The sequence below is a fragment of the Nonomuraea sp. NPDC005501 genome, assembly GCF_040605905.1.
In the GTDB taxonomy this organism is placed as follows: domain Bacteria; phylum Actinomycetota; class Actinomycetes; order Streptosporangiales; family Streptosporangiaceae; genus Nonomuraea.
In genome coordinates this window covers 1-7,275 of the sequence record NZ_JBEXDT010000176.1, presented here as the reverse complement: position 1 = coordinate 7,275, position 7,275 = coordinate 1, and the positions used below count along the sequence as shown (strand labels likewise).

8 protein-coding genes are annotated in these 7,275 nt (G+C 72.1%); 4 read left to right on the top strand and 4 right to left on the bottom strand.

Going from position 1 to position 7,275, the window contains the following annotated elements:
• Window positions 1-469 (top strand): YdeI/OmpD-associated family protein (locus ABZS51_RS41670; RefSeq protein ID WP_355453587.1); only part of this gene is annotated, 469 nt, incomplete at its 5' end.
• A gap of 65 nt (window positions 470-534) precedes the next feature.
• Here ABZS51_RS41670 and ABZS51_RS41665 read toward each other — a convergent pair.
• Window positions 535-1,542 carry a LacI family DNA-binding transcriptional regulator gene (locus ABZS51_RS41665; RefSeq protein ID WP_355453584.1) on the bottom strand — a complete coding sequence of 336 codons (1,008 nt, stop codon included), beginning with the start codon at window positions 1,540-1,542 and terminating at the stop codon, window positions 535-537.
• A 289-nt stretch (window positions 1,543-1,831) separates the two neighbouring features.
• Between ABZS51_RS41665 and ABZS51_RS41660 the strand changes: the two genes are divergently transcribed.
• Both ABZS51_RS41660 and ABZS51_RS41655 read left to right on the top strand, forming a co-directional pair.
• On the top strand, window positions 1,832-3,034 hold the full coding sequence (locus ABZS51_RS41660) for a cytochrome P450 (protein ID WP_355453581.1): 1,203 nt from the start codon (window positions 1,832-1,834) through the stop codon (window positions 3,032-3,034).
• 30 nt (window positions 3,035-3,064) lie between these two features.
• Complete coding sequence (locus ABZS51_RS41655; protein ID WP_355453578.1) at window positions 3,065-4,042, top strand: TetR family transcriptional regulator; 978 nt, start codon at window positions 3,065-3,067, stop codon at window positions 4,040-4,042.
• A 24-nt stretch (window positions 4,043-4,066) separates the two neighbouring features.
• Here the strand turns inward: ABZS51_RS41655 and ABZS51_RS41650 are convergent, their stop codons facing one another.
• On the bottom strand, window positions 4,067-4,657 hold the full coding sequence (locus ABZS51_RS41650) for a CAP family protein (RefSeq protein WP_355453575.1): 591 nt from the start codon (window positions 4,655-4,657) through the stop codon (window positions 4,067-4,069).
• Between the two features lie 408 nt (window positions 4,658-5,065).
• Here ABZS51_RS41650 and ABZS51_RS41645 point away from each other — a divergent pair, with 408 nt between their 5' ends.
• The gene (locus ABZS51_RS41645; protein WP_355453572.1) at window positions 5,066-5,944 is read left to right on the top strand and encodes a helix-turn-helix transcriptional regulator; all 879 of its coding nucleotides are present in this window, start codon (window positions 5,066-5,068) and stop codon (window positions 5,942-5,944) included.
• Window positions 5,945-5,967: 23 nt separating this feature from the next.
• Here ABZS51_RS41645 and ABZS51_RS41640 read toward each other — a convergent pair whose 3' ends face one another.
• Window positions 5,968-6,795, bottom strand: a complete 828-nt coding sequence (locus ABZS51_RS41640) for an SAM-dependent methyltransferase (protein ID WP_355453569.1) — start codon at window positions 6,793-6,795, stop codon at window positions 5,968-5,970.
• A gap of 80 nt (window positions 6,796-6,875) precedes the next feature.
• Complete coding sequence (locus ABZS51_RS41635; RefSeq protein WP_355453566.1) at window positions 6,876-7,154, bottom strand: hypothetical protein; 279 nt, start codon at window positions 7,152-7,154, stop codon at window positions 6,876-6,878.
• Window positions 7,155-7,275: the final 121 nt, after the last annotated feature.

The following is a 7,275-nucleotide window of genomic DNA, read 5'->3' as shown; positions in this document are numbered from 1 at the left end:
GAAGGTGGCGGGCGTCGATGCGCTGGACTACCTCCAGGCGCTCGATGTGGCCCTCTGCTACGGCTGGATCGACGGGCAGAAGGACGGATTCGACGACGGGCACTGGCTGCAGCGCTTCACCCCGCGCAGGCCGAGGAGCAAGTGGTCGAAGGTCAACCGCGACAAGGTGGCCAGGCTGATCGAGCAGGGCCGGATGAAGCCGCCGGGCCTGCTCGAGATCGAGCGCGCGAAGGCGGACGGCCGCTGGGACGCCGCGTACGACGGATCGCGCGGCGCCACCGTGCCGGGAGACCTCGCCCATGCCCTGGCGGCCAATCCCGCGGCTGAGGCGTTCTTCGCGACGCTGGACAGCCGTAACCGGTTCGCGGTCCTGTATCGCGTCCAGGACGCCAAGAAGCCGGAGACGCGGGCGCGTCGCATCGAGCAGTACGTCACGATGCTGGCCGAGCACAGGAAGATCCATCCCTGAACCAGGCCCTCGTGGGTGCCTCCCACGAGGGGCTCGTGCCGAAGGAACGGTGGCGCGGCCGGGGGTCAGCGGGTGAAGGCGGTGGAGGCGCGTTCGATGAGGTCGGGCTGGAAGATGACCTGGCGGTGCTCGTGGAAGTCCGGCTGGTTGGCCTCCTCCAGGAGCATGAGCGCGCCGGTGTGGCCGAGCTGCTCGCGCGGCTGCCTGATCGACGACAGCGGCACCGCGGCCGCGGCCGCGAAGTCGATGTCGTCGTAGCCCAGGATCGCGACGTCGTCCGGCACCCGCAGGCCGTACTGTGTCAGCTCCTGCAGCACCCCGAGCGCGACCAGGTCGTTGCCGCAGAACACGGCCGTCGGCCGGTCCCCGGGGGGCCGGGCGGCGATCTCCCTGCCGGCCGTGCGGCCGGTGCCCACGGTGAGGTCCGGCAGCGGGATGACGGTCAGCTCGTCCGCCGGCGACAGCACGCCGGCCAGGCCGCGGTGGCGCTCCTCCACCTGGCGGACGGTGAACGGCCCGCCCGCGAACGCGATGTGGCGATGCCCCCGCCCCAGCAGGTGCAGGCCGGCCAGCCGGCCGCCGAGCACGTCGTCGGAGGCGACGGCGCACCCCCGGCCGTGCCGCGACGAGCTGTCGAACAGCACCACCGGGATGCCGCGGGACACGAGCCTGCCCAGCCGCTGCTCCTGGCCCTCGGCGTTCACCGGGGTGATCAGCACCCCGAAGGGGCGCTCCTCCTCGAACATCTCCAGCAGCCGCGCCTCGCGGGCGGCGTCCTTGCTGCTGTTGACCACCATCACGTTGAGGTCCGCGGTCTCGGCCGCGGTCTCGATGCCGCGCAGCACGTCGATGACGAACGGGTTCGACAGGTCGAGCGCGACCACGCCGATGGTCCTGCTGCGCCCGGCCCGCAGGTGGCGCGCCGAGCCGTTGCGGACGTAGCCGAGCTGGGTGACCGCCGTCTGAACCCGCAGTCGTGTCTCGGGAGCCACCAGCTCGGGGCGGTTGAGCACGTTGCTCACGGTGCCGACGGAGACGCCGGCGAGGCGCGCGACCTCTTTGATGCTCGACATCGTTCCTCGTCTGGTGGGCGTTCCTCGTGCGGTGAGCCGCGCGCCGGATGGGCGGGTGAGCGGCCGGGGCGGGCGTCGGCGGGCCGTGCGGGTCGGGCGCGTCGTGTGGGATGGAGGTCGGCGGAGGCCGGCGCCGGATCGTGTCGGCTCTGGCGCGCACAGGGCCCGCATGATCATAGCGCAAGCCCGGCAGTCTCATCGAAACGATTTTACCGCGTTAAGGCGATTGTCTTATTAAGGCGGCTGCCTTAACGTCGAACATGATCAGACATCGACATGAGGGGGCGTCATGACCGAGTCCGTGCCGACCTATCCCTTCGACCGGAAGGAGACTCTGGAGCCGCCGCGCGAGTGGAGCGAGCTGCAGGAGCGATGCCCCGTGGCGCACGTGCGGCTGCCCAGCGGCGACACCGCCCAGCTCGTCACCCGTTACGACGACGTGCGCGCGCTGCTCACCGACCCGCGGTTCCGGCGCGGCGGGCAGGACGCCGCGCGGGTGGCGACCACGCAGGACGGCGGCCTGTTCGCCCGCAACACCATGAGCATCACCGAGGGCGAGGGCCACCGGCGGTGGCGGCGGCTGCTCACCCGCTCCTTCACCATCAAGAAGATCGAGGCGTGGCGGCCCCGCGTGCAGCGGATGGCCGACGACCTGGTCGACGCCATGCTGGAGGCCGGGCCGCCGGCCGACCTGTCGGCCCGGCTGGGCCTGCCGCTGCCGGTCCAGGTCATCTGCGCCCTGGTGGGCGCCCCCGCCGAGGACCAGGACAGGTTCGCGCACTGGTCGCAGGTCATGCTGACCCTGACGCGCCACACCCAGGAGGAGGTGCAGCGGGCGTACGAGGAGTTCGACGCGTACGTGTCCGACCTGGTCGACGCCAGACGGGCCGACCCCGGCGACGACCTGCTCAGCGAGCTGACCCAGGTCTTCGACAGCGAGGACGGCCGGCTCAGCCACGAGGAGCTGATCGCGACCGTGCGGGCGCTGCTGCTGGCCGGGCACGAGACCACGTCCAACATGATCGTCATCATGACCGCGATGCTCCTGTCGGAGCGCGAGCGCTACCAGGCGGTGATCGACGATCCGGGCCTCATCCCCGGCACGGTCGAGGAGGTGCTGCGCCTGGACAGCACGCTCAGCGTGGTGGGCTTCCCGAGGGTCGCCCGCGAGGATGTCGAGGTCGGCGGCATTCCGGTGCCGGCGGGGAGCACCCTCATCCCGTGCCGTCCAGCCGCCAACCGGGACCCGCGCAAGTTCGACGACCCCGACCGCTTCGACCCGCACCGGACCAACGCCAACCAGCACCTCACCTTCGGCGCGGGCCCGCACTTCTGCCTCGGCCAGCCGCTGGCCCGCCTGGAGCTGCAGGTGGTGCTCGACACGCTGACCCGCCGGCTGCCCACCCTCGCGCTGCGCGACGGCGCCGAGGCGCTGCGCCTGCGCACCGGGCTGCTGTCGGGCGGCCTGGAGAACGTCTGGGTGACCTGGTGAGCGGGTCACGACGACCGTGACGGTCTCGACATGCACCACATGCACGACCCGAAGAGCATGAGCAACACGTACGACATGAGCGTCGTCGCGGACCGGAGCGGGGCGCTTCCGCCCGCTCCGGCGAGCGCGTCCTCGCCGCGCTCCGCCGCCGCGAGGAGCCTCATCATGCGCGCCGCCGAGAGGCTCTACGCCACCCGGGGCCTCGCCGGTGTGTCGATCCGGCAGATCGGCGAGGCCGCCGGGCAGCGCAACAAGTCAGCGGTGCAGTACCACTTCACCGGGCGTGACGCGCTCATCAAGGCCGTTCTCGCCGAGCACGCCGACGCGATCGAGCGGCACCGGCTGGCCATGATGAGCGCGCTCGGCGACCCGGCTGGCATGTCGCTGCGCGACCAGCTCCGCTGCGCCGTGCTGCCCCGCATCGAGCACCAGATCGACCTCGGCACCCCGTCCTGGTACGCCCGGTTCCTCGCCCAGATCGTCGTCGAGCCCGCCCTGCGGGACCACGCCGTCCGCGCGCACCTGGACACCCCGTCCCTGCGCCGCCTGTACGACGCCATCCACGCCGCGCGGGCGGCGGTACGCCCCGGGAACGCCGAAGGAGCGGCCGTACGTGCCGGGAACGCCGGGGGAGCGGCCGTACGTGCCGGGAACGCCGGAGGAGCGGCCGAACCCGCCGCAAACGCCGGGGGAGCGGCCGTCCGCGCCGGGAACGCGGGAGGGGCGGAGCGCGACCCCGGCGCGACCGCGCGCCGGGAGGCCATGACCCGCCAGCTGATCGTGCACATGTGCGCCGAGCTGGAGACGGACCTGGCGGCCGGCCGCGCCCGCGCCGAGGCGGCGGCCGGGGCCTGGCGCCGCCTCGGCGAGGACCTGGTCACGGCCCTGTGCGGCATGGTCGGCGCCCTGGACGCGGACGATCCGGCCGTGGACGATCCGGCCGTGGGCGCCCCGGCCGTGGGCGCCTCCGGCGAGCGTCTCCGGGGGAGCCGCCCGCCGGAACGGTGACGGGCGGCCGGACCCGTGGCACGGTCACCTCACGGGAAGGACGTTCTGCGCGTAGCGTCCCGACACGTTGCCCGGCGCCTGGTAGGCGCACGCGATGTACGTCTCGTACCCCCGGGTGCCCGGCCCCGCGGCCCGGGCGCAGCCGAGCCGGGTCGTGCCCTTCCAGACCACCTGGGTGAAGAAGCCCGTGCGGGAGGAGAACTCCGGCGCCCGGAAGTCGTAGGAACCGACGCCGGCGTACCACTTCTTCACCGCGTCCGCGCAGGTCGCCGCCCGGCCGGAGGAGGTCAGGAACCAGTGGACGTTCTGGCCGTACCCCGGATCCCCGCCGGCCTGTTGGAGGCCCTCGTACCGGCTGAGTTCGGTCACGCGCCGGCTGGCGTGGTCGACGAGTCCCTGGTCGATCGTGAGGTCGGGCGCGCCGTGGCGCGCCCGGAAGGCGTTGTGGGTGGCGAGGCATTCGCTCTGGAAGGCCGCGTCCGTGCGGAGCGGCAGAGGCGGGCGGGCCCGCGTCGCCTCGGCGGGCCCCGCCGCGGCCGTGAGCGCGGTCACGAGCGCGACACCGGCGCCCACCGTCGTAGCGGCCTTGATCGTCCGTCCTGCGTGTCGGGACATCTCATCTCCAATCTGCCCACGCCTCGGTCAGGCGGTTCTGCCTGGTGAGAGGCGAGGCGAGGGACAGATCGAAAGTCTCACCACGATGACGGCCGGCGCGATGTCGGCTGGAGATACTCGTTGGCCTGCGGATTTGCGGCGTGTCCCCCGTAACGGCCGCGGGGGATCCCGCAGAGCTCGGGCACAAGACGCGTAAGGTGAGAATCTGCCAGGCGAACGGAATTCGCGGCGCTCCGAAGGCGGACTGGTGTGTCATTTGTGGTGAAATGCCCGGTCGCCGGGAAATATGACCACGCGGTCCGGCGGCGTGGCAGGATGGTCCGGTCGGGCCGCCGCGATTTGCTGATTTGGAGCGTTATGCCGTCCGCTCGCGATAGGGGGAACGTGGCCGGAACTCCCCACACCGGAGTGCCGGAAAGCGCAACCGGCAGAGAGGCCCGTCGCTCCGGGCCCACGGCGCTGCGGATTCTGGTCGGCGCGCACCTGCGCCGGCTCCGCGAGGCGCGGGGGATCTCCCGCGAGGAGGCCGGGTACCTCATCCGGGGCTCCCACTCCAAGATCAGCCGTCTGGAGCTCGGCCGGACCGGCTTCAAGCTGCGCGACGTGGCGGACCTGCTCACCCTGTACGGCGCGGACGAGGCCGAGCGCTCGGCGCTGCTCGCCATGGCCGAGCAGGCCAACGCGCCCGCCTGGTGGCACGACTACCGCGATGTCGTGCCCGAGTGGTTCGAGGACTATCTGGGGCTGGAGCGCGACGCGTCGCTGATCCGCACCTACGAGATCCAGTACGTGCCCGGCCTGCTGCAGACGGAGGAGTACGCCCGCGCGGTCATCACGCAGGGACACGAGGGCAGCCCCGCCGAGGAGATCGAGCGCCGGGTCGGGGTGCGCATGCGCCGCCGGCAGATCCTCCTCTCAGCCGCCCCGCCCAAGCTGTGGGCGGTGATCGACGAGGGCGCCCTGCGCCGGCAGGTGGCCGACTCCGCGACGATGCGCGCCCAGCTGGAGCACCTCGCGATGCTGGCCGAGCTGCCGCACATCACGATCCAGGTGCTCACGTTCGCCTCCGGCGGCCACGTCGGCGGCACCGGGCCCGTCACCATCCTGCGCTTCGCCCCGGCGGAGCTGGACGACGTCGTCTACCTGGAGCACATCGCCGGCGCGCAGTACCTGAGCCGCAGGCAGGACGTGCTGCCGTACCAGCACCTGCTGGACCAGCTCGTCGTGCACGCGCGGCCCTCGGCCGCCACCCCGTCGATCCTGCGGTTGCTCGCCGCCGGGGTCTAGCGCCCGCGTCCGCACGACCGGCGTCACGGCTTGCGGCCGACGCCGCAGAAGGCGTCCACCTCGTCCGGCACGCCGAACACCCCCGCCTCCACCCGCCAGCGCGACACCGACACGACGCCCGGCTCCACCAGCTCCAGCCCGTCGAAGAACCGGGAGATCTCCTCCGGGGTCCGCAGCCGGTACGAGTAGACCTTCCCCTCGTCGCGGAGGCGCTCGGCCTCGGCGGCGGCGTCCGGGTTGACTGTCTTCGTGCCGTCCTCGAACACCAGGTGGCTGCCCGGCGCGAGCGCGTCCAGCAGCCCTTCGACCAGCGCGTACGCCTGGTCGTCGTCGAAGACGGTGCCCATCACGCCCAGGAGGATGAGCGCGGTGGGGCGGGTGAGGTCCAGGGTCTTGGCCGCGAAGTCCAGGACGGCGCCGGGGTCGCGGACGTCGGCCTCGATGTAGTCGCAGGCGCCGAGGGGATGGCTCGTGAGCAGGGCCTGAGCGTGGACCAGCACCAGGGGGTCGTTGTCCACGTACACGATGCGGCAGGTCGGATCGACCCGCTGGGCGACCTCGTGGGTGTTGTCCACGGTGGGCAGCCCGGTGCCGATGTCCAGGAATTGGCGGATTCCGGCCTCTTCAGCGAGATATCGCACTGCGCGTCCCAGAAAGGCCCGGGTATGGCGGGCGATATCCTCCATGCCGGGATATACCTGGCGGAGCTGCTCGGCGAGTTCGCGGTCGACCGGGTAGTTGTCCTTTCCGCCCAGCCAGTAATTCCACACCCGAGCCTGATGGGGTCTGGTGATGTCGATCCTGGGGAGAGGCGTTTCGTCGGCCACGCAAATTCTCCTCTTGTGTCGCATCTGTAGTCATTCAAACCTAATGCCGCGCCCCTTTCCCGCGCCACCGGTGATCGCCGGCCGGACGGGGGTCACCGGGAGGATCAGCGGTGGCGGCGCGTGGCGGCCAGGTAGGCGAGGGCCGCCACCGTGAGGGCGGCGTGGACGGCGAACGCGACGGCGGGACCCGAGGGCAGCAGGACGCCGCCGAGTGCGGTGCCCAGGGCGATGCCCGCGTACATGGCGGAGGCGTTGAGGCCCACGACCACGGCGGTCTCGGCCGGGGCCGCGGAGATCAGCCGTACCTGCTGGGCCGGAGTCTGGGACCAGGTGCTCGCGCCCCAGGCCGCCACCAGGAGCGCGGTGAGCGGGAGCCAGTGCACCCCGGCATGGGCGGTCCACGCCAGCGCCCTCCGGCGCGCGGGAGCCCCGAATTCGTCCTACGTGCCTTCACCACCGCCTCGTTCCCGGGGTCGCTCGGTGTGTATTTCGTCCCCCTTGGCA

Excerpts from the sequence above, each read along its gene's own strand:
- ABZS51_RS41665 (WP_355453584.1), bottom strand. The coding sequence starts at position 1,542 with ATGTCGAGCATCAAAGAGGTCGCGCGCCTCGCCGGCGTCTCCGTCGGC.
- ABZS51_RS41660 (WP_355453581.1), top strand. The coding sequence starts at position 1,832 with ATGACCGAGTCCGTGCCGACCTATCCCTTCGACCGGAAGGAGACTCTG.
- ABZS51_RS41655 (WP_355453578.1), top strand. The coding sequence starts at position 3,065 with ATGCACCACATGCACGACCCGAAGAGCATGAGCAACACGTACGACATG.
- ABZS51_RS41650 (WP_355453575.1), bottom strand. The coding sequence starts at position 4,657 with ATGTCCCGACACGCAGGACGGACGATCAAGGCCGCTACGACGGTGGGC.
- ABZS51_RS41640 (WP_355453569.1), bottom strand. The coding sequence starts at position 6,795 with ATGCGACACAAGAGGAGAATTTGCGTGGCCGACGAAACGCCTCTCCCC.